We start from the raw sequence: 20,787 nt of genomic DNA on the forward strand, positions 1-20,787 counted from the left end.
CCGCAACCCCCCGAGCCGGCCCCGCCGGCGCGGTCCCACCGCGCCCTCAGCGCGCGCTCACCCCGGTCGCGGAGCGGGGGAGGGCTGTTGGTAGACATGGCCGGATGGCCGATCTACCGCCGCTGGACGGGATGCGCGTCATCGAGCTGTCCAGCTTCGTCGCGACGCCGCTGGGCGGGATGACCCTGGCGCAGCTCGGCGCGGACGTCATCCGCGTCGACCAGATCGGCGGCGGGCCCGACATCGACCGGTGGCCGCTCGCGCCGTCCGGTCGCAGCCTGTACTGGGCCGGGCTGAACAAGGGCAAGCGGTCGGTCGCCGTCGACCTGCGGTCGTCCGAGGGCCGCGAGCTGGTCGCCGGGCTCGTCGCGGACGGCGGCGTCGTCCTGACCAACGCGCCGCCGCGGCCGGGGCTGTCCTACGAGGTGCTGAGGGCCGCGCGGCCCGACCTGATCCACGTCCGGCTTCAGGGGACCCGGGAGGGCGGCAACGCCGTCGACTACACGGTCAACGCCGCGATGGGCTTCCCGTCGATCACGGGGCCGGCCGGCCGGGAGGCCCCCGTCAACCACGCGCTGCCCGCGTGGGACGTGGCGTGCGGCCTCTACATGGCCGTCGGGCTGCTGGCGGCGGAGCGGCACCGGCTGCGCACCGGCGAGGGCCGGCGGATCCGGGTCGCGTTGCGGGACGTCGCCCTGGCCACCGCGGGGAACCTCGGCTACCTCGCGGAGGCCCAGCTCGGCGAGCCCAGGGCGCGGCTGGGCAACCACCTCTTCGGCGACTTCGGACGCGACTTCGCCGCGGCCGACGGGCGGGTCATGGTCGCGGTCCTCACGGCCCGGCACTGGCGCGACCTGGTCGAGGCGACCGGCCTCGGTGAGGTGGTCGAGGCCCTCGAACGCGCCCTCGGCGCCGACTTCCGCCGCGCCGGCGACCGCTACGGCCACCGCGAGGCGCTGGGAGGCGTGCTCGCGTCGTGGTTCGCCTCCCGCACCTGCGAGCAGGTCGCGGACGGGCTGGAGCGGACGTCCGTGCTGTGGTCCCGCTACCGCGACTTCGCTGAGGTGGCCGCCGGTCTGCGGGACGAGCCGCTCATGGCGCCGCTCGACCAGCCGGGCGTGGGCCCCCACCTGGCCCCGGGCTCGCCGCTGCGGTTCGGCGACGCCTCGCCGCCTCCGGTCCCCGCCCCCGCCCTTGGCGAGCACACGGAGGAGGTCCTCCGCGACGTCCTGGCCCTGCCCCCCGAGCGCGTCGAGGCCCTGCGCGCCAACGGGACCATCACGGCTTCGTGACGCCTCGGCGGCGGCGGTAGGCGACGGCAAGGGCGGCGAGGAGAGGCGCCCAGGCCACGAGAGGCAGGTAGAGGAACCCGACGACGGTGTGGCCGGTGGGGGTCATGTCGTCCGCGGGCATGCTCCACCAGGCCGCCAGGGGCGTCCACAGCGCGGCGAGGACGGCGACGCCCGCCCACGCGGGCACCAGGACCGCCGCGGGCGGGATCGTCCGGCCTCCGGCGAACGGGACCCAGAGCGGGACGACCTCGCCCCACGGCCGCACGAGTCCGAGGGCCAGCAGGGCGGCGCCCTCGCTGAGGACCGCGAGCAGCACCAGATACCCGGGTCCCCAGAACCCGGGCGGGCAGACGGTCCGGTAGCCCTCCTCGGTGTACCCGAGGTGGAAGCCCAGGGCGAGGCCCAGCCGCCAGACGCCGGACGGCAGCGCGAGCAGGGTGATCGTGTGGGCGGCCAGATGCGCCCAGCGGGGGACGTGCCGTATCGCCGGGGGCGCGGGAGGGGCGGGACGGGAGAGCACGGTCATACAGATGATCATGTCGGCCCGGGGCGCGGCCGCCTTCCCTCCCGTGGCCGAACCGGATCCCCCGCAGGGGGGAGCGGGGTGGTTCGTCCTGGTATGAGATTGTTAGGCAGGCGAACTTCGGGAGGGTGCGGTGGCGGGGCGGGGCGGGCGCGGGCTGGTCCCCCTGCTGGCCTTCCTCGGCGTCATGGCCTACTCGCTCTCGATGGCCGTGGTGACGCCCGCGCTGCCGCAGATCCAGCACGGGCTGCACACGACCCCGGCGGGCGCGGCGTGGGCGCTCACGGCGATGACGCTGTCCGCGGCCGTGGCCACGCCGGTGGTCGGGCGGCTCGGCGACCTGTACGGGGCGCGCCGCGTGCTGCTCGCGGTACTCGCCGTCGCCACCGCCGGCACGGTGGTCGCGGCGCTGGCCGGAACGGTGCCGGTCATGCTCGCCGGACGCGTGCTCAGCGGCGTCGGCGGAGGCGTCTTCCCGCTGGCGTACACGATCATCCGGGACGTCCTGCCGCCCGCCCGGCGGGCCCCGGCCGTCGGGCTCATGTCGTCCATGCTCGGTCTCGGCGGCGCCGTCTCGTGGTGCCTGGCGGGCCCGATCATCGACCTGCTCGGCTGGCGCTGGCTGCTGTGGGTGCCGTTGACCGGCCTGGTGCCCGGCGTCGTCCTGGCCTGGTGGATCGTTCCGGCCGGACGCCGCGGCGAGGCCCCGCGCGGGGCGGCGCGGGTCGACTGGTGGGGCGCCGCGCTCTTCGCCGCCTGGCTGGTGGCCGCGCTCACCGCCCTCACCGAGGGGATGGACTGGGGCTGGACGTCCCCGGGCGTCCTCGGGCTCCTCGCGTTCGCGCTCGCGGCGGCCGCCGCCTGGCTGTGGGTGGAGGCCCGCGTCCGCGAGCCCCTGGTCGACCTGCGCCTCATGCGGGTGCGCGGGGTGTGGACGGCGAACGCCGCCTCGCTCCTGTCCGGCTACGCGCTGATGGCGGGCGGGCTGCTGTTCCCCCTGCTCGTCCAGCTCCCCGAGGGCACCGGGTACGGCTTCGGCGGGACGGCCACGCAGGCGGCGCTGCTCCAGCTTCCCGCCAGCGTCGGCATGACCGTCGCGGGCATGACGGCGGGCCTGCTCGACCGGCGCGTCGGCTCCCGCGCGGTGCTGCTCGGCGGCGCTGCCCTGACCGGCCTCGGCTACGCGTTCGTGGCGGTCGAGCACGGCGCCATGTGGCACCTCTACGTCGGCGGCCTGGCGCGGGGCGTCGGCCTCGGCCTCGCCTACGCCGCCGTGGCGACCCTGGTGGTCGCCGCCGTCCCGCCCGGGGAGACCGGCGTGGCCACCGGCATCAACACGCTGCTGCGCACCGTCGGAGCGTCCCTCGGGACGCAGATCAGCGCGGTCATCGTCGTCGCGGTCCCCGGCGAGGGCGGGTTCTCCGCCGGGTTCGCGGTGAGCGCCGCCGTCGTGGCGGCCGTCCTCCCGCTGGCCCTGCTCGTCCCGCGCCCGGGGAGGCGGCTCGCACGCGGAACGGGGCCCGGCGCGGTGCCGGACCCCGTCACGGTCGTGCGGTGAAACAGGTCGTGCGGTGAATCAGAACGACTCGACGGCGCGGCGCGCCTCCGGGTCGAGGACGCCCCAGCCGATCAGCTCCTCGGTGAGCTCGGTCGGGGACTTGTCATAGATGACCGCGAGTGATCGCAGGTCCTCCTGGCGGATGGACAGGACCTTTCCGTTGTAGTCGCCCCGCTGGCTCTGGATCGTCGCGGCGTAGCGGGCGAGAGGACCGGCCTTGTCTTTCGGAAGCTGCTGCAACCGCTCTAGATCGATCACGAGCTTGGGTGTAGGCCCGAGCGGGCTCGGCGCGGCTCCGCCGGGCAGCAACTCGGAAACCGGCACGCCATAGAAATCGGCGAGCTCGGCCAGCTTCTGAACGGTGACGGCGCGGTCGCCCCGCTCGTACGAACCCACGACGACGGCCTTCCAGCGGCCGCGTGACTTCTCCTCCACGCCGTGCAGGGACAGGCCCTGCTGGGTGCGGATGGCGCGCAGGCGCGCGCCGAGAGCCTTTGCGTATTCAGACGGCATGATGCGGCCCCCCAGGCTCACTTTCGTCGTCGTCGAACCCCGGCTGGTCACCGGGGGGAGACAGATTCGCGAAGCCAGGGGGCCTCAGGACTCTGTCTCCAGGGATGGTTACGGACAGTGACGGTAAAACGGGTACGGCCCCAGGTCAAGCTGATTGGAAAAAAGCGGTCGAATCCGCAGGACTCGATCCGGGCCGTCCGGATCGCGAGAGCCCGTGCCGGCAGGGGTCGGCGGCGCGCCCGCAGGGCCGCGCCGGCCTCCCGAACGCCTCCGAATGTGACCCCTCTCACCTGCGAAGACGAGGGCCGGGCCGGGGTGCGGGGCAGGCGGGGCCGGCTGCTAACGTGTGGGGGACACGACGTCCTTTAAGGCCCGTCCCGTGAGGCGGGGAAGGAGGTTTCGGCGGTGAATGCTGCCTCCAGGCAGGAGCATCGCGTGGCGGACGGTGACCCCCGGCCCAAGGCCGTTCTGGAGGGTCCCGACATCCGGCGCGCGCTGACACGTATCGCACACGAGATCCTCGAGCGGACCAAGGGCGGCCACGACGTCCTGCTGCTCGGCATCCAGACCCGGGGCGTGACGCTGGCCGAGCGGCTCGCGGGCGCCCTGCGCGAGGTCGAGGGCCGCCCGGTGCCCTGGGGCTCGCTCGACGTGACCATGTACCGGGACGACCTGCGGATGCGCCCCGCCCGCGCCCTCGGCCGCACGGAGCTGCCCGCCGAGGGGATCGACGACAGGGTCGTCGTGCTCGTCGACGACGTGCTGTTCTCCGGGCGCACGGTGCGCGCCGCGCTGGACTCGCTGAACGACCTCGGCCGGCCCCGCGCCGTCCAGCTGGCGGTGCTGGTGGACCGCGGGCACCGGCAGCTGCCGATCCGGGCCGACTACGTGGGCAAGAACCTGCCCACCTCGATGCGCGAGACCGTGCGGGTCCTGCTGGACGAGAACGACGGGCGCGACGCGGTGCTGCTCGGCCCGACGGGGGGTACCGAATGAACCGCCACCTGATCTCCGCCGCCGACCTCACCCGCGACGACGCGCTGCTCGTCCTCGACACGGCCGAGGAGCTCGCGCAGATCGCGGGCCGCTCGATCAAGAAGCTGCCGACGCTGCGCGGCCGGACGGTCGTCAACCTGTTCTTCGAGGACTCCACCCGCACCCGCATCTCGTTCGAGGCCGCGGCCAAGCGGCTGTCCGCCGATGTGATCAACTTCTCCGCCAAGGGCTCCAGCGTGTCCAAGGGCGAGAGCCTGAAGGACACGGCGCTCACCCTGGAGGCGATGGGCGCGGACGGCGTCGTCATCCGGCACAACGCCTCCGGCGCGCCGCACCGGCTGGCCGGCTGGGTGCGGGGCAGCGTGGTCAACGCCGGCGACGGCACCCACGAGCACCCCACGCAGGCGCTCCTGGACGCGTTCACGATGCGCAAGCGCCTGGGCGATCTGGAGGGCCGCAAGGTCACGATCGTCGGGGACGTGCTGCACAGCCGCGTGGCACGATCCAACGTCCTGCTGCTGGACACGCTCGGCGCCGACGTCACCGTGGTCGCGCCCCCGACGCTGCTGCCGGTCGCGATCGACACCTGGCCCTGCTCGGTGTCCTACGACCTGGACGCCGTCCTCCCGAAGAGCGACGTGATCATGATGCTCCGCGTCCAGCAGGAGCGCATGAACGCCGCCTACTTCCCGACGGTGCGCGAGTACAGCCGCCGCTACGGGCTGGACGCCGAGCGCATGGCCGAGCTGCCCGAGCACGCCATCGTCATGCACCCCGGGCCGATGAACCGCGGCGTCGAGATCGCCGCCGAGGTCGCCGACTCGGTCCGCTCCACGATCGTCGAGCAGGTCGCCAACGGCGTCAGCGCGCGCATGGCCGTCCTCTACCTGCTGCTCGGAGGCTCCGAGCCCGCCATCGGCCAGGAGGTCCCCCAGTGAGCACCTACGTCATCAAGGGCGCCCGCGTCCTCGGCGGCCGCGCCGCCGACATCCTCGTCCGCGAGGGCGCGATCGCCGCGGTCGGGACCGGCCTCGACGAGACCGGCGCCGAGGTCGTCGACGCCGGCGGGCTCGTGGCCCTGCCCGGCCTCGTCGACCTGCACACCCACCTGCGCGAGCCGGGCCGCGAGGACGCCGAGACCGTCGAGTCCGGCACGCGGGCCGCCGCGATGGGCGGGTACACGGCCGTCCACGCGATGGCCAACACCGACCCCGTCGCCGACACCGCCGGCGTGGTCGAGCAGGTGTGGCGGCTCGGGCGCGAGGCCGGGTACTGCGACGTCCAGCCGGTCGGGGCGGTCACCCGCGGCATCGCCGGCGAGCAGCTCGCCGAGCTCGGCGCGATGGCCGACTCCGCCGCCGGGGTGCGGGTCTTCTCCGACGACGGGCACTGCGTGTCCGACGCGGTCATCATGCGCCGGGCCCTGGAGTACGTGAAGGCGTTCGACGGCGTCGTCGCCCAGCACGCCCAGGAGCCGCGCCTCACCGAGGGCGCGCAGATGAACGAGGGCGAGATGTCCGCGGCGCTCGGCCTGCGCGGCTGGCCCGCCGTCGCCGAGGAGGCGATCATCGCCCGGGACGTGCTGCTGGCCCAGCACGTCGGGTCGCGGCTGCACGTGTGCCACGTCTCCACGGCCGGCTCGGTGGAGATCATCCGGTGGGCCAAGAGCAAGGGCTGCCCGGTGACCGCCGAGGTCACCCCCCACCACCTGCTGCTGAACGACGCCAAGGCCGGGTCCTACGACCCGATCTTCAAGGTCAACCCGCCGCTGCGCACCGCCGACGACGTCACCGCGCTGCGGCACGCCCTCGCCGACGGGACGATCGACTGCGTCGCCACCGACCACGCCCCGCACCCGGTCGAGGCCAAGGAGACCGAGTGGGCCGTGGCCGCCATGGGCATGATCGGCCTGGAGACGGCGCTGCCGGTCGTCCAGGAGGCCATGATCGAGACCGGCCTGCTCGACTGGGCCGGGGTCGCCGACCGCATGTCGGTCCGGCCCGCCCGCATCGGCCGCCTCTCCGGACAGGGACGTCCGCTGGAGGCCGGCTCCCCCGCCAACATCACGCTGTACGACCCGGCGCCGCGCCGCGCCGTCGACCCGTCCGCGATGACCTCCAAGAGCCGCAACACCCCGTTCGCGGGGCTGGAACTGCCCGGCCGGGTCGTCGCGACGTTCCTGCGCGGCAAGCCGACCGTCCTCGAAGGGAAGCTCCAATGAACCCTGCTCTGCTCGTTCTGGAAGACGGCAGGGTGTTCCGCGGGGTCGCGTACGGGGCCGAGGGGGAGACCTTCGGCGAGATGGTCTTCAACACCGGCATGACCGGCTACCAGGAGACCCTGACCGACCCCTCGTACGCGCGCCAGATCGTGGCGATGACGTCCCCCCACATCGGCAACACCGGCGTCAACGCCGAGGACCCCGAGTCGCGCCGCATCCAGGTGGCCGGCTACGTCGTGCGCGAGCCCGCCCGCGTGGCGTCCAACTGGCGCGCCACGGGCTCGCTCGGCTCGGCGCTGCGCGAGCAGGGGGTGGTGGGCATCGCCATGCCGGGCACGCGGGCGCTGACGCGGCACCTGCGCGACCGGGGCGCGATGCGCGCCGGCATCTTCAGCGGCGCGGACGCCGCGCTCGCCGGAGAGGACGCCCTCGTCGAGCGCGTCCGGAGGAGCCCCTCGATGGAGGGCGCCGACCTCGCCCGGGACGTCTCCACCCGGGAGCCCTACGTCATCCCGGCGCGGGGCGAGAAGCGCTACACGGTCGCGGCCGTCGACCTCGGCATCAAGTCGATGACGCCGTACCGGATGTCCGAGCGGGGCTGCGAGGTGCACGTCCTGCCGGCGACCAGCACGGCCGGGGACATCCTCGCCCTCGCCCCCGACGGCGTGTTCTTCTCCAACGGCCCCGGGGACCCGGCCGCCGCGGGCTACGCCGTGGACGCGCTGAGGGGCGTCCTCGACGCCGGGACGCCGTTCTTCGGGATCTGCTTCGGCAACCAGATCTTCGGTCGCGCGCTCGGCCTCGGCACCTACAAGCTGAGGTTCGGCCACCGGGGCATCAACCAGCCCGTCCAGGACCGGACGACCGGCAAGGTCGACGTGTCGGCGCACAACCACGGGTTCGCCGTGGACGCGCCCGCCGACGGGCCGTTCGACACCCCCTACGGGCCCGGCGAGGTCAGCCACGTCAACCTGAACGACGGGTGCGTCGAGGGGCTGAGGCTGCTGGAGCGCCCGGCGTTCAGTGTCCAGTACCACCCGGAGGCCGCGGCCGGCCCGCACGACGCCTCCGGCCTCTTCGACCGTTTCTGCGACCTGATGGAGGCGTCGAAGTAATGCCGCGTCGCGAAGACCTGAACTCCGTCCTCGTCATCGGCTCCGGGCCGATCGTCATCGGGCAGGCGTGCGAGTTCGACTACTCCGGCACCCAGGCGTGCCGGGTGCTCAAGGCCGAGGGCCTGCGGGTCACGCTGGTGAACAGCAACCCGGCCACGATCATGACCGACCCCGAGTTCGCCGACGCGACCTACGTCGAGCCGATCACCCCGGAGGTCGTCGAGAAGATCATCGCCAAGGAGCGGCCGGACGCGCTGCTGCCCACCCTCGGCGGCCAGACGGCCCTGAACACCGCCATCGCGCTCTACGAGGGCGGCGTCCTCGCCAAGTACGGGGTCGAGCTGATCGGCGCCGACGTGGACGCGATCCAGGCCGGGGAGAACCGCGAGCGGTTCAAGGAGGTCGTCGCCAAGGTCGCCCGCGAGCAGGGCCTGAACGCCGAGTCCGCCCGGTCGGTCATCTGCCACTCGATGGCGGACTGCCTGGCGGCCGCGGGCGAGCTCGGCTACCCCCTCGTCGTCCGGCCGTCCTTCACGATGGGCGGGCGCGGCTCCGGCTTCGCCCACGACGAGGACGACCTGCGCCGCATCGCCGGGGCCGGGCTGGACGCGTCCCCGACCGGCGAGGTGCTCCTGGAGGAGTCGATCCTCGGCTGGAAGGAGTACGAGCTGGAGGTCATGCGCGACCGCCGCGACAACGTGGTGATCGTGTGCTCGATCGAGAACCTCGACCCGATGGGCGTGCACACCGGCGACTCGATCACCGTCGCGCCCGCGCTGACGCTGACCGACCGCGAGTACCAGAACATGCGGGACGTCGCGATCGCGGTGATCCGCGAGGTCGGCGTCGACACCGGCGGCTGCAACATCCAGTTCGCCGTGAACCCCGGCACCGGCCGGATGATCGTCATCGAGATGAACCCGCGGGTGTCGCGGTCCTCGGCCCTGGCCTCCAAGGCCACCGGCTTCCCCATCGCCAAGATCGCGGCGAAGCTGGCCATCGGGTACACGCTGGACGAGATCCCCAACGACATCACCCGCGAGACGCCCGCCTCGTTCGAGCCGACGCTCGACTACGTCGTGGTGAAGGTGCCCCGGTTCGCGTTCGAGAAGTTCCCCGGCGCCGACGGCACGCTCACCACGCACATGAAGTCCGTGGGCGAGGCCATGGCCATCGGCCGGTGCTTCACCGAGGCCCTGCAGAAGGCCCTGCGGTCCCTCGAGCAGAAGGGGACCTCGTTCAGCTGGGCGGCCGGCGCCGACGCCGCCGCGCTCGTCGAGTCGGCCCGCCGCCCCCACGACGGGCGGCTCAGGGACGTCCAGCGCGCGCTCTGGGCCGGGGCCACCGTCGAGGAGCTCTACGAGGCGACCGGCATCGACCCCTGGTTCCTGGACCAGATCGCCGCCATCAACGAGGTCGCGGAGGAGATCCGCACCGCCGACGACGCGCTCACCAAGGACAAGCTGCTGCGCGCCAAGCGGCACGGGTTCTCCGACGCGCAGATCGGCGAGCTGCGCAACCTCTCCGAAGAGGTCGTGCGCGAGCTGCGCCACGCCCTCGGCATCCGCCCGGTCTACCTCACCGTGGACACCTGCGCCGCCGAGTTCGAGGCGCAGACCCCCTACCTCTACTCCGCCTACGACGAGGAGACCGAGGTACCTCCGGGCGCCAAGCCGAAGGTCCTCATCCTGGGCAGCGGCCCCAACCGCATCGGCCAGGGCGTCGAGTTCGACTACTCCTGCGTCCACGCGTCGTTCACGCTGGCCGAGGCGGGCTACGAGACCGTGATGGTCAACTGCAACCCCGAGACGGTCTCCACCGACTACGACACCTCCGACCGGCTCTACTTCGAGCCCCTCACGCTCGAGGACGTGCTGGAGGTCGTCTACGCGGAGCAGCAGTCCGGCGAGGTCGCGGGCGTCATCGTCCAGCTCGGCGGCCAGACGCCCCTCGGCCTCGCCCAGAAGCTGAAGGACGCCGGCGTGCCGATCGTGGGCACCTCGCCGGAGAGCATCCACCTCGCCGAGGAGCGCGGGGCGTTCGGACGGGTCCTGCACCGGGCGGGGCTGCTCGCGCCCAAGCACGGCACGGCCACGTCCTACGAGGAGGCGCGGGAGATCGCCGCAGAGATCGGCTACCCCGTCCTCGTCCGCCCGTCCTACGTGCTGGGCGGGCGCGGCATGGAGATCGTGTACGACGACTCCACGCTGGAGTCGTACATGGCCCGCGCCACCGAGGCGAGCCCCGAGCACCCCGTCCTGGTCGACCGCTTCCTGGACGAGGCCATCGAGATCGACGTGGACGCGCTGTTCGACGGCGAGGAGCTGTACCTCGGCGGCGTGATGGAGCACATCGAGGAGGCCGGCATCCACTCCGGCGACTCGGCGTGCGCCCTGCCGCCCATCACGCTGGGGCACGACGACATCCGCCGCATCCGCGAGTCGACGGAGGCGCTCGCGCGCGGCGTCGGCGTGCGCGGGCTGATGAACGTCCAGTACGCGCTGTCCGCGGGAGTCCTGTACGTGCTGGAGGCGAACCCGCGGGCCTCCCGCACGGTGCCGTTCGTCTCCAAGGCGACCGCCGTGCCCCTCGCCAAGGCGGCGGCCCGCGTGATGATGGGCACGACCATCGCCGAGCTGCGCGCCGAGGGCATGCTGCCCGAGTCCGGCGACGGCGGGACCCTGCCGCTGGACGCGCCGATCGCGGTGAAGGAGGCCGTCCTGCCCTTCGACCGGTTCCGCAACGAGCACGGGCAGGGCGTCGACATCGTCCTCGGCCCGGAGATGCGCTCCACCGGCGAGGTCATGGGCATCGACGAGGTCTTCGGCACCGCGTTCGCCAAGTCGCAGCAGGCCGCCTACGGGTCGCTGCCGACCAAGGGGCGCGCGTTCGTGTCCGTCGCGAACCGCGACAAACGGCACATGGTGTTCCCCGTGAAGCGCCTGGCTGACCTGGGCTTTGAGATTCTTGCCACGGAAGGGACCGCGGAGGTCCTGCGCCGCAACGGCGTGCGTGCCAAGATCGTGCGCAAGCACAGCGAGGGTCCGGGCCCGTCCGGCGAGCCCACGATCGTGCGGCGCGTCCTCGACGGCGAGGTCGACCTCATCGTCAACACTCCGTTCGGCAGCCCCGGCCAGTCCGGGCCGCGGCTCGACGGCTACGAGATCCGTACCGCGGCCGTGCTGCGGGGCGTACCGTGCGTGACGACCGTCCAGGGGCTCGCGGCGGCGGTGCAGGGCATCGAGGCCGTCGCGGGCGGCCAGGTCGGCGTCCGCTCTCTCCAGGAGCACGCCGAGCGGCTCAGCGGCGCGCACGGCCGCGGCGGCGCCTCCGGCCCGGACGGCGCGGACGGCGCGGCGGCCCCGGACGGGGACGGCGCCGTGTAGCCCGGCTGACAGGACCGGGCGGGGCCGGGCGGGCACGACGCCCGGCCCCGCCCGGCGCACGCGACGAGGAGAGGGAGACGGGTGTCCGACACGCCGGTGCATACCTCGGCGACGGTTCTGACGGTCCGCGAGGTGCAGGACTACCGCGCGATGACGCTGGTGGCCCCGGCCATCGCCGAACGGTTCAGGCCCGGCCAGTTCGTGGCGCTCGCCGTGGGCGGCGAGCAAACGTCCCGCCTGGTGCGCCGGTGCATCGGGGTGCACGAGGTCAAGTCCGACTACGGCGGCACAGTCGAGCTGGTGTTCGCCGACACCGAGCCCGGCACCGCCTGGCTCGCCGGCCGCCGCTCCCGCGACCAGATCGACCTCGTCGGGCCGCTCGGCCGCCCGTTCCGGCTGCCCCGCGACCCTGTCACCTGCCTGCTCGTCGGCGGCGGACCCGGCGGCGCGGCCGTGTTCGCGCTGGCCGACACGCTGCTGCGGCGCGGCTGCCAGGTGCACTTCGTGCTCGCCGGCGCCTCCGCCCGGCAGGTGTTCGGGTCCCGCATGGCGCAGCGCATCGGCGACAGCTCGGCCGTCGTCACCGAGGACGGGTCGATGGGGGAGAAGGGCGCCGTCCGCGACGTGCTGCCCCGCGTCATCGAGGAGACGGGCGCGGACGTCGTCTACGGCTGCGGCCCCACGGCCCTGCTCCGCTCGGTCACCCAGATCGCCGGCGACTTCGGCCTGCCCTCGCAGGTGTCGGTCGAGGAGTTCCTCCAGCAGACGGGCGCGTGCGGCATCGGCGTGTGCATGACCTGCATGCTCCCCGTCCACGGCGAGGACGGGGTGACCCGCATGGTCCGCGCCTGCGCGGACGGCCCCGTCCTGCGCGGCGACCGCGTCCGCTGGGGCGACCTCGGGACCATCCCGTTCGACGCGCTCGGCGCGCCGCGCGTCCTGAGCGTCTCTGAAGGGGGTTCGCAGTGAGCGACCGGGTCACGACCACACTCGGGCCCCTGGAACTGCCCAATCCGGTCCTGACGGCCTCCGGGTGCGGTGGGACGGGCCGGGAGCTCGCCCAGTTCTTCGACCTCACCCGACTCGGCGCGTTCGTCACGACGTCGGTGATGGCGCAAGCGCGCGCGGGACGTCCCACACCGCGTGTGACCGAGACCCCGAGCGGCCTCCTCACCGCCATGGGCCTGCCCGGTCCCGGCGTGGAGACCTTCCTGGAGCGCGACCTGCCCTGGCTCATCGAGCAGGAGGTCCGCACGATCGTCTCCGTCGCGGGCAGCAGCGTCGAGGAGTACGGCGCCCTGGCGCGCCGCCTGCGCAACGTCCCGGGCGTCGCCGCGATCGAGGTCAACGTCGCCTGCCCCAACGTCGAGGACCGCGGCCGCATGTTCGGCTGGCACCCGGCCGCCGCGGCGTCCGTCGTGCGGGCCGTGCGCGCGCACGCCCGGCCGGGCGTCCCGGTCTTCGCCAAGCTCGCACCCGACGTGACCGACATCGTCACGATCGCGCTGGCGTGCGTCGACGCGGGCGCCGACGGCCTCACCCTGATCAACACCATGGAGGCCATGGCGATCGACCCGCAGACGCTGCGTCCTGCCCTCACGGGCGTGTCCGGCGGCCTGTCCGGGCCCGCCGTGCGGCCCATCGCGGTCCGCTGCGTCTACCAGGTGCACGCCGCGCTGCCCACCACCCCGATCATCGGCGTCGGCGGCATCGCCACCGGCCTGGACGCCCTGGAGTTCGTCCTCGCCGGCGCCTCCGCCGTCGCCGTCGGCACCGCCCTGTTCCACGACCCCATGGCCGGCCCGCGCGTCCTGCGCGAATTGGAGGAGGCGCTCGCGGCCCGCCGCATCGGCCGCCTCGCCGACGCCGTCGGCCTCGCGCACAAGCCCGCCGGGTACGTCCCGCCCCAGGTGCGCCGGCAAGAGCCCGAGAAGGAGAAGCTGTGACCGCCCCCATCGCCGTCGCGCTGGACGCGCCCGACCTGGAGACGGCCGCGCGCTGGGCCACCCTGGTCACGCCGCACGTCTCCACCGTCAAGGTCGGCCTGGAGCTGTACCTGCGGTACGGGCCGGACGTCGTCGCCAGCGTGCGGGGCGCCAGCCGCGTCCAGGTGTTCCTCGACCTGAAGCTGCACGACATCCCCGCGACCGTCCGCGGCGCCGCCCGCGCCGTGGCGCGCCTCAAGCCGGCCTACCTGACCGTGCACGCCGCCGGGGGGCCCGCGATGATCCGCGAGGCGGTGCGGGCCGCCCCCGCCACCAAGATCGCCGCGGTGACGGTCCTGACGTCCCTCGGGGACGCCGATCTCACCGCCCTCGGCCTCGCGGGGCCCGCTCCGGACGCCGTCCGCCGCCTCGCCGTCCTCGCCGTCGAGGCGGGCGCTCAGGCCCTCGTGTGCTCCCCGCAGGAGGCCGCCGCCGTCCGCGCCGAGGTCGGCCCGGACGTCACGCTCATCACGCCCGGCGTCCGCCCCGCGGGCTCCGGCCACCAGGACCAGGCCCGCGTCGCCACTCCCGAGGACGCCCTGGCCGCCGGAGCCGACCTGCTGGTCATCGGCCGGCCCATCACCGCCGCGCCGGACCCCGGCGCCGCCGCCGCCGCCATCGCCGCCGCGTTGCGCCGCACGTCCGCCGGCACCGCCTGACGCGTTCCGGGCACGGCCCGCGCGGGCATGGCGGCCCGCGCGGGGACACGCTCGGCGCGCCATTGGTTCCCGGGTGTGCAGAACCGCTTTGTGCGTGAGTTTTGTGGCACGGGGGATCGCGATTGTGGTTTTAGTCGCATGCGAATGCGGGGACGGAGTCGCCGCTTTGCGATACGCGCCGAACGGCGAACTCGTTCACGCGGAGGAGGGAATCCGGACCGGGGGAGTCTCCGGGCGGGGCGGGCCGGCGTCTCCGCGTCCATGGGGCGCCCTGGCGGCGGGCTGGGGGGAGCTGGTGCGGTGCGGGTGTCCTCCGGGCCGAGCGGACGATCTTGGCGGGTGTTGTCGAGGATGACAGTAACGGTGCCGGGGCGACGTGCGGAACGGCGCGGCGTGACGAGTGTCACTCGGTCGGGATCATTTGTGGGAGGCCCCGCCGCGCCGCCCCGGAGGGCCTCCGGAGGGCGGTGGCGGGACCGTGGCGGCCCGGCCGTCCGGGAGCGCGAACCGCAGCGGCGAGGCGGCACTGGGTGCCGCAAATGCGGTCAGAACGGGCGGTTTTTCACGATCATGCGAAAGTCCCAGCAAGGCAAGGGGATGCGGCTCCGAGGGGGCCGAGTTGGGTACACTCTGTATTCAGGACACTCCGAGGAGTGATTTTCGTGAATTTGTGGCGGGCTAAACGGCACTTCACGTTGCCTTATGGGTGGTGAACTCGCTAGTTTCCCAACCCGTCCGACTCCGTCGAGTGGAAACCTGAGGTGACCCGGCGTGGCTCTTCCGCCCCTAACCCCCGAACAGCGCGCCGCAGCCTTGGAGAAGGCTGCCAAGGCGCGCAAGGAGCGGGCCGAGGTTAAGAACAAGCTGAAGCACGGTGGAACCTCGCTCGCCGAGGTTCTCAAAGAGGGTCAGTCCGACGACGTCATCGGGAAGATGAAGGTGTCGGCCCTTCTGGAATCGCTGCCCGGTGTGGGCAAGGTCCGTGCGAAGCAGATCATGGAGCGCCTGGGCATCGCCGAGTCCCGCCGTGTGCGGGGCCTCGGCGCCAACCAGCGCGCATCCCTGGAGCGTGAGTTCGGCGGAAGTGCGAACCGCTGACGCGCGACTCACGGGCGGGCGCGGCGGCCAGGCCGCCGCGGCCGGCTCGGGGCGACCCGCAGACGGCACCATCCCGCCCGGCTCCGGCGCACCCATCGCTGCGCCGGAAGGCTCCATGCCGCATGGCCCGCTCGCGCGGCGGCTGACGGTCCTGTCCGGGCCGTCGGGCGTCGGCAAGAGCACGGTCGTCGCCGAGATCCGGCGCTCACACCCCCGGGTGTGGCTGTCGGTCTCGGTGACCACCCGGGCTCCCCGCCCGGGTGAGACCGACGGCGTGCAGTACTTCTTCGTCGACGACGCCGGTTTCGACCGGCTCGTCGCCGAGGGGCAGCTCCTCGAATGGGCCGAGTTCGCGGGCAACCGCTACGGCACCCCCCGCCGGCCCGTCGAGGAACGCCTCGCCCGCGGCGAGCCCGTGCTCCTGGAGATCGACCTCCAGGGCGCCCGGCAGGTCCGCCGCTCCATGTCCGAGGCCCGCCTGGTGTTCCTCGCCCCCCCGAGCTGGGAGGAGCTCGTCCGCCGCCTCACCGGACGCGGCACCGAGCCCCCCGAGGTCATCGAGCGCCGCCTCGACGCGGCCCGCGTCGAACTCGCCGCCGAGAAGGAGTTCGACGTCACGCTCGTCAACACGTCCGTGCAGGACGTGTGCGACGAGCTGGTAGCCTTGATGGCTGACCAGTAGCCTGTTCAACCTACGGAAGGCCACCGAGTGGCAGTCAGCAACGAGGGCATCACCAACCCCTCGATCGACGAGCTCCTTGAGGTCGTCGACACCAAGTACGGCCTCGTGAGCATCGCGGCCAAGCGCGCCCGGCAGATCAACGCCTACTACGCCCAGCTGGGCGAGGGCCTGCTGGAGTACGTCGGCCCGCTCGTCGAGACGCAGGTCCAGGAGAAGCCGCTGTCGATCGCGCTCCGCGAGACGCGCGAGGGCCTCCTGAACGCCGAGCCCATCGAGGGCTGAGGCTCCCGAGGCGGCCGGCTCCGCTCACCGGCCCGGGGTCGCCGTCTCCGGCGGCCGCGTCCGCGGCGTCTTCCCGGGGGGCATCACCGGACCCCGGTGCGGATACGCGTACCCCGGGGGCAGAGCGGGCGGCGCCTGATGGGATCGTGGGCGACATGACCTCCCCCAAGCCGCGCGTCGTGCTCGGAGTGAGCGCGGGCATCGCCGCGTACAAGGCGTGCGAGCTGCTCCGGCGGCTCACCGAGTCGGGCCACGACGTCACCGTCGTGCCGACCGAGGACGCGCTCCGCTTCGTCGGAGAGCCCACCTGGGCCGCCCTGTCCGGCAAGCCGGTGTCCCCGCGGGTCTGGGACGGCGTCGCCGAGGTCCCGCACGTCCGGCTCGGCCAGCGGGCCGACCTGGTGTTCGTCGCCCCGGCCACCGCGGACCTCCTCGCCAAGGCGGCCCACGGCCTCGCCGACGACCTGCTGACCAACACCCTGCTCACCGCCCGCTGCCCCGTCGTGTTCGCGCCCGCGATGCACACCGAGATGTGGCAGCATCCGGCCACCCGGGCCAACGTGGCGACCCTGCGGGAGCGTGGCGCCGTCGTCGTCGAGCCCGCGTCCGGGCGCCTCACGGGCGCCGACACCGGGCCCGGCCGGCTGCCCGACCCCGCCGAGCTCTTCGAGGTCGCCCGGCACGTGCTGGCCCGCGGCTCCGCCGGGCGCGACCTCGCCGGACGGCACGTGGTGGTCTCCGCCGGGGGCACCCGCGAGGCCATCGACCCCGTCCGCTTCATCGGGAACCGCTCGTCCGGCCTCCAGGGCTACGCGCTCGCCCGGACCGCCGCGGCGCGCGGCGCCCGGGTGACGCTCGTCTCGGCGAACGTGGCCCTGCCCGGCCCGGCGGGCGCCGAGACCGTCGCCGTCGGATCGGCCGAGCAGATGCGCGAGGCCGTCCTGGCGGCCGCCGGATCGGCCGACGCGGTCGTCATGGCCGCCGCCGTCGCCGACTTCCGCCCGGCCGACTACCGCGGCTCCAAGATCAAGAAGGCGGAGGGGGCGGAGCCCGGGCCGATCCGCCTCGTCAAGAACCCCGACATCCTGGCCGAGCTCGGCAGGAACCGGAGGCCCGGCCAGGTCGTGGTGGGCTTCGCGGCGGAGACCGACGACGTCCTCGCCAACGGCCGGGCCAAGCTCGCCCGCAAGGGCAGCGACCTTCTCGTCGTCAACGAGGTCGGCGAGAACCTGACCTTCGGCCGCCCCGACAACGCCGCGGTCGTCCTCGGCGCCGACGGGTCGCGGACCGAGGTGCCCCGCGGGGCCAAGGAGGCGCTCGCCGAGGTCGTGTGGGACCTCGTCGCCGCGCGGTTGGAGCGCACGTCGTCCGGCGTGCGTCCGGGCGGAGGGCGCTGATCCCGCTAGACTTCTGGGCCTAACATCGTGGGGAACCCATGGCGGGGGGCGGCGTCCCTCGCCGAACTCGACAAAGAATCCGTTCTGCGACGTCAGTCAGCAGCCGCTGCAAGGAGTTCACGTAACGTGTCTCGCCGCCTGTTCACCTCCGAGTCGGTGACCGAGGGTCACCCGGACAAGATCGCGGACCAGATCAGCGACGCGATCCTCGACTCGATGCTCAAGGACGACCCCAAGAGCCGGGTCGCCGTCGAGACGATGATCACGACGGGTCAGGTCCATGTGGCCGGTGAGGTCACCACCGAGACCTACGTGGACATCCCGGGCGTGATCCGGGAGAAGATCCTGGAGATCGGCTACGACTCGTCCAAGAAGGGCTTCGACGGCCACTCCTGCGGCGTGTCGGTGTCCATCGGCGCACAGTCGCCCGACATCGCGCAGGGCGTGGACGACGCCTACGAGACCCGCGAGGGCGAGGGCGTCGACGACCTGGACCGGCAGGGCGCCGGCGACCAGGGCCTGATGTTCGGCTACGCCACCAACGAGACGCCCGAGCTGATGCCGCTGCCGATCACGCTGGCGCACCGGCTCGCCCGGCGGCTGTCGGCGGTCCGCAAGAGCGGCGACGTGCCGTACCTGCGCCCCGACGGCAAGACCCAGGTCACCATCGAGTACGACGGCGACCGCGGCGTCCGCCTCGACACCGTCGTGGTGTCCAGCCAGCACGCTCCCGACATCGACCTGAAGGAGCTGCTGGCCCCCGACGTCAAGGAGCACGTCGTCGACCCGGTGCTCGCCGAGTTCGAGCTCGACACCGAGGGCTACCGGCTGCTGGTGAACCCCACCGGCCGCTTCGAGATCGGCGGCCCGATGGGCGATGCCGGCCTCACCGGCCGCAAGATCATCGTGGACACCTACGGCGGCATGGCCCGCCACGGCGGCGGCGCGTTCTCCGGCAAGGACCCGTCCAAGGTGGACCGCTCGGCCGCGTACGCGATGCGCTGGGTCGCCAAGAACATCGTCGCCGCGCAGCTCGCCGACCGCGCCGAGGTGCAGGTCGCCTACGCGATCGGCAAGGCCCACCCGGTCGGGGTGTTCGTGGAGACGTTCGGCACCGAGAAGGTCGCCCCCGAGAAGATCGAGAAGGCGATCGGGGAGGTCTTCGACCTGCGCCCGGCCGCGATCGTCCGCGACCTGGACCTGCTCCGCCCGATCTACTCGCAGACGGCTGCTTACGGCCACTTCGGCCGCGAGGAGCCCGACTTCTCCTGGGAGTCGACCGACCGCGCCAAGGACCTGGCCTCCGCCGCCGGCCTGTAACCGGTCTTCCATGAGGAAGGGCCCCGGGGTGACCCGGGGCCCTTCCTCGTGCGTTCAGACGCGGGGGAGAGGCGTCAGCGGGCGCAGTGGTTGCCGCGGTGCAGGCCGTAGCGGGCGGCGATGGTGTAGCGGCCGGGGGTGCGCGCCTCCAGCCGGACGAACTCGCCCGCGCGCGCCAGGCAGGCGTCCCCGCCCGTCGCGCTCAGCCAGGGGGACCAGGAGACGCGCAGCAGGGCGGACCCGGGCGAGGGCATGTCGACGACGAGTTCGCCGGAGTTGAGGTTCGTGACGAACGCGGGCGGGGCGACCAGCGGCGTGGGGCTCGCCACGCGGTACAGCCGCCAGTGCTCGTCCCGCCAGATCTCCGTCAGGTACGGCTGGCCGCCTTCGACGAGGGCGGCCTCCTCCTGCGCCGACCAGTCGACCTCCTGCTCGGGCAGGACGACGTACTGCACGGCCCACTTGTGCAGCCAGTCGCGGTACGAGGCGGGCGTCAGCGCGCCCTTCTCGTAGAACAGCTCGTGGCGTTCGGCGTCGACCTGGCGGTTCCAGCCGCGGGCGAGCGTGAAGTGGCGGCTGAGGCCGGAGGACTCCCAATGGGAGCGCAGCGGCACGACCTCGATGCGGGCGTCGTCGGCGCCGACGGCGCCGAGTTCGGCGATGAGGCCGCGGGCGTGGTCGGCGGCGGTGGCCGCGGGCTCGGTGTGGATGAGGTCGTCGACGGGCTTCACGACCTGCCAGGACGCCGTCACGATGAACGCCAGCGACAGCACGGCGATCCGCAGCCGCCCGTGGGCGCGCGCGACGGCCGACAGCAGGAACATGCCGCCGAACAGCAGCGAGAGGCGTTCGACGTTGCTGCCGATGGGAGAGGGGATCAGCCAGGTCAGCACGATCCCGGCCAGGTAGACGGCGGCGCCGGTCCGCACGAACCGCCAGCTCTTCGGCGCGCACAGCAGGATCGCGGCGACGCTCGTGACGGCGGGCAGGACGATCGCGTCCAGGGAGATCGGCTGGACGCCGCTGAACGGGAAGAGCAGGCTGGTGGTGCCGACCACGACGGGCAGGCCCACGGCGACGCAGACGCCGGCGCGGCGGCGCCCGGTCAGGAAGAGCGCGCCGGCCAGGACCAGCAGGAACAGGCCCGCGACGGGGCTCGCGAGCGAGGCCAGCACGCTCAGCACGACCATCGCCGCGGCGCGCAGGGCGGGCGTCCCGCGCGGCGTGAACGCCACGATGGTCGCCATGAGGGCGAACATGAGCCCGAGGCCGAACGTGACGCGCCCTGAGGCGGCGTTGCAGGACAGCGCGAAGGCGGCCCAGAGGGAGGCGGGCAGCGCGACCGGGGCCCGGAACTGCTTGAGCAGGTACGCGGTGAGCGTGGCGCAGAACGTGCCCGTGATCACCGCGACCGTGCGGATGCCGAACACCGCCATCAGGTACGGCGACACAAGGCTGTAGGAGGCGGGGTGCATCCCGCCGTACCAGGCGAAGCTGTAGGCCGCGCCGGGGTGCGTCCAGGCGAAGTCCGTCCACGCGGCCTGAGCGGCGAGGTCGCCGCCCTCGGTCGCGAGGGCCAGGCCCCACACCAGGTGCAGAACGGCGGCCGCCACGGTGGCGGCGACCACGGGGTGGCGCGCCCACTTCTTCCACCGGACGGCGGGCGAGGATCGTGGGGAACGGCGTGACGCCCCGCTGCTGTCCGGGGAGTCCGTCCGCTCATGGGCATGAGCTGTGGTCACATCGCCTGCATGGGCTCG

At 73.3% G+C, this 20,787-nt stretch carries 17 protein-coding genes and 1 pseudogene; 15 read left to right on the forward strand and 3 right to left on the reverse strand.

Features of this window, described 5'->3' with window-relative positions; genetic code table 11:
* Window positions 1-104 precede the first annotated feature (104 nt).
* Complete coding sequence (locus tag BKA00_RS03195) at window positions 105-1,292, forward strand: CoA transferase (RefSeq protein ID WP_185023498.1); 1,188 nt, start codon at window positions 105-107, stop codon at window positions 1,290-1,292.
* On the opposite strand, the gene BKA00_RS03200 is transcribed toward BKA00_RS03195, so the two are convergent.
* On the reverse strand, window positions 1,279-1,818 hold the full coding sequence (locus tag BKA00_RS03200) for a hypothetical protein (RefSeq protein WP_185023499.1): 540 nt from the start codon (window positions 1,816-1,818) through the stop codon (window positions 1,279-1,281). The two genes, BKA00_RS03195 and BKA00_RS03200, sit on opposite strands and share 14 nt — an antisense overlap.
* A 130-nt stretch (window positions 1,819-1,948) precedes the next feature.
* Between BKA00_RS03200 and BKA00_RS03205 the strand changes: the two genes are divergently transcribed.
* On the forward strand, window positions 1,949-3,373 hold the full coding sequence (locus BKA00_RS03205; protein WP_230298489.1) for an MFS transporter: 1,425 nt from the start codon (window positions 1,949-1,951) through the stop codon (window positions 3,371-3,373).
* Window positions 3,374-3,391: 18 nt separating this feature from the next.
* Here BKA00_RS03205 and bldD read toward each other — a convergent pair whose 3' ends face one another.
* A complete protein-coding gene (gene bldD / locus BKA00_RS03210) occupies window positions 3,392-3,886 on the reverse strand; it encodes a transcriptional regulator BldD (RefSeq protein WP_021597992.1) in 495 nt (164 codons plus the stop codon).
* A 435-nt stretch (window positions 3,887-4,321) separates the two neighbouring features.
* Here bldD and pyrR point away from each other — a divergent pair, with 435 nt between their 5' ends.
* The 13 genes and pseudogenes from pyrR (at window position 4,322) to metK (ending at window position 19,027) form a co-directional block, all read left to right on the forward strand.
* Complete coding sequence (gene pyrR, locus BKA00_RS03215; RefSeq protein WP_230298488.1) at window positions 4,322-4,882, forward strand: bifunctional pyr operon transcriptional regulator/uracil phosphoribosyltransferase PyrR; 561 nt, start codon at window positions 4,322-4,324, stop codon at window positions 4,880-4,882.
* Window positions 4,879-5,820 carry an aspartate carbamoyltransferase catalytic subunit gene (locus BKA00_RS03220; RefSeq protein ID WP_185023501.1) on the forward strand — a complete coding sequence of 314 codons (942 nt, stop codon included), beginning with the start codon at window positions 4,879-4,881 and terminating at the stop codon, window positions 5,818-5,820. The genes pyrR and BKA00_RS03220 overlap by 4 nt, the downstream gene beginning before the upstream one ends.
* Complete coding sequence (locus BKA00_RS03225; protein ID WP_185023502.1) at window positions 5,817-7,103, forward strand: dihydroorotase; 1,287 nt, start codon at window positions 5,817-5,819, stop codon at window positions 7,101-7,103. The genes BKA00_RS03220 and BKA00_RS03225 overlap by 4 nt, the downstream gene beginning before the upstream one ends.
* Window positions 7,100-8,218, forward strand: coding sequence for a glutamine-hydrolyzing carbamoyl-phosphate synthase small subunit (carA, locus tag BKA00_RS03230; protein ID WP_185023503.1), 1,119 nt, complete (start codon window positions 7,100-7,102; stop codon window positions 8,216-8,218). The genes BKA00_RS03225 and carA overlap by 4 nt, the downstream gene beginning before the upstream one ends.
* Window positions 8,218-11,526: pseudogene (carB, locus tag BKA00_RS03235) on the forward strand (carbamoyl-phosphate synthase large subunit); the annotation flags it as partial. The gene carA and the pseudogene carB, both read left to right, overlap by 1 nt.
* 159 nt (window positions 11,527-11,685) lie before the next feature.
* Window positions 11,686-12,573, forward strand: a complete 888-nt coding sequence (locus tag BKA00_RS03240) for an iron-sulfur cluster-binding protein (RefSeq protein WP_185023504.1) — start codon at window positions 11,686-11,688, stop codon at window positions 12,571-12,573.
* A complete protein-coding gene (locus BKA00_RS03245; protein ID WP_185023505.1) occupies window positions 12,570-13,550 on the forward strand; it encodes a dihydroorotate dehydrogenase in 981 nt (326 codons plus the stop codon). The genes BKA00_RS03240 and BKA00_RS03245 overlap by 4 nt, the downstream gene beginning before the upstream one ends.
* Window positions 13,547-14,248, forward strand: coding sequence for an orotidine-5'-phosphate decarboxylase (gene pyrF, locus BKA00_RS03250; protein ID WP_185023506.1), 702 nt, complete (start codon window positions 13,547-13,549; stop codon window positions 14,246-14,248). Before BKA00_RS03245 ends, pyrF begins: the two co-directional genes overlap by 4 nt.
* A 771-nt stretch (window positions 14,249-15,019) precedes the next feature.
* Window positions 15,020-15,346: an integration host factor, actinobacterial type gene (mihF, locus tag BKA00_RS03255; protein ID WP_021597647.1), complete on the forward strand. Its 327-nt coding sequence runs from the start codon at window positions 15,020-15,022 to the stop codon at window positions 15,344-15,346.
* 115 nt (window positions 15,347-15,461) lie between these two features.
* Window positions 15,462-16,028, forward strand: a complete 567-nt coding sequence (gmk, locus tag BKA00_RS03260) for a guanylate kinase (RefSeq protein ID WP_185023507.1) — start codon at window positions 15,462-15,464, stop codon at window positions 16,026-16,028.
* Between the two features lie 27 nt (window positions 16,029-16,055).
* Window positions 16,056-16,310 (forward strand): DNA-directed RNA polymerase subunit omega, encoded by a 255-nt coding sequence (gene rpoZ, locus BKA00_RS03265; RefSeq protein ID WP_131950118.1) that lies wholly within the window; start codon window positions 16,056-16,058, stop codon window positions 16,308-16,310.
* Window positions 16,311-16,465: 155 nt separating this feature from the next.
* Window positions 16,466-17,707 (forward strand): bifunctional phosphopantothenoylcysteine decarboxylase/phosphopantothenate--cysteine ligase CoaBC, encoded by a 1,242-nt coding sequence (gene coaBC / locus BKA00_RS03270; RefSeq protein WP_185023508.1) that lies wholly within the window; start codon window positions 16,466-16,468, stop codon window positions 17,705-17,707.
* A gap of 126 nt (window positions 17,708-17,833) precedes the next feature.
* On the forward strand, window positions 17,834-19,027 hold the full coding sequence (metK, locus tag BKA00_RS03275) for a methionine adenosyltransferase (protein ID WP_185023509.1): 1,194 nt from the start codon (window positions 17,834-17,836) through the stop codon (window positions 19,025-19,027).
* A gap of 74 nt (window positions 19,028-19,101) precedes the next feature.
* On the opposite strand, the gene BKA00_RS03280 is transcribed toward metK, so the two are convergent.
* Window positions 19,102-20,769, reverse strand: a complete 1,668-nt coding sequence (locus BKA00_RS03280) for an MFS transporter (protein ID WP_230298486.1) — start codon at window positions 20,767-20,769, stop codon at window positions 19,102-19,104.
* Window positions 20,770-20,787 lie beyond the last annotated feature (18 nt).

Source organism: Actinomadura coerulea (genome assembly GCF_014208105.1).
In the GTDB taxonomy this organism is placed as follows: Bacteria; Actinomycetota; Actinomycetes; order Streptosporangiales; family Streptosporangiaceae; genus Spirillospora; species Spirillospora coerulea.

What these genes read in the sequence shown, in the direction of transcription:
- BKA00_RS03195 (WP_185023498.1), top strand. Translation starts at nt 105, where the DNA reads ATGGCCGATCTACCGCCGCTGGACGGGATGCGCGTCATCGAGCTGTCC.
- BKA00_RS03200 (WP_185023499.1), bottom strand. Translation starts at nt 1,818, where the DNA reads ATGACCGTGCTCTCCCGTCCCGCCCCTCCCGCGCCCCCGGCGATACGG.
- bldD (WP_021597992.1), bottom strand. Translation starts at nt 3,886, where the DNA reads ATGCCGTCTGAATACGCAAAGGCTCTCGGCGCGCGCCTGCGCGCCATC.
- BKA00_RS03220 (WP_185023501.1), top strand. Translation starts at nt 4,879, where the DNA reads ATGAACCGCCACCTGATCTCCGCCGCCGACCTCACCCGCGACGACGCG.
- carA (WP_185023503.1), top strand. Translation starts at nt 7,100, where the DNA reads ATGAACCCTGCTCTGCTCGTTCTGGAAGACGGCAGGGTGTTCCGCGGG.
- gmk (WP_185023507.1), top strand. Translation starts at nt 15,462, where the DNA reads ATGCCGCATGGCCCGCTCGCGCGGCGGCTGACGGTCCTGTCCGGGCCG.
- coaBC (WP_185023508.1), top strand. Translation starts at nt 16,466, where the DNA reads ATGACCTCCCCCAAGCCGCGCGTCGTGCTCGGAGTGAGCGCGGGCATC.